The sequence below is a fragment of the Aeromonas sp. SrichE-2G genome (assembly GCF_017939565.1).
GTDB lineage: Bacteria > Pseudomonadota > Gammaproteobacteria > Enterobacterales > Aeromonadaceae > Aeromonas > Aeromonas taiwanensis.
In genome coordinates, this window is record NZ_JAGKRG010000028.1 from 1 (window position 1) to 281 (window position 281).

General features: G+C 53.7%; 1 rRNA gene. It reads left to right on the forward strand.

The annotated features are described in order from the left end of the window. A 23S ribosomal RNA gene (locus tag J9885_RS14850) occupies positions 1-281 on the forward strand; the annotation flags it as partial.

Sequence of the window (281 nt, forward strand, 5' to 3'; positions counted from 1 at the left end):
AATATTCCTGCACGACTTGTAATTGCGATGGGGGGACGGAGAAGGCTAGGTGGGCCAGGCGACGGTTGTCCTGGTGAAAGTGCGTAGGTGGTGTTTCTAGGCAAATCCGGAGACACAACACTGAGACACGAGACGAACGCACCACGGTGCGGAAGCCATTGATGCCCTGCTTCCAGGAAAAGCCTCTAAGCTTCAGATTACAAGTCATCGTACCCCAAACCGACACAGGTGGTCGGGTAGAGAATACCAAGGCGCTTGAGAGAACTCGGGTGAAGGAACTA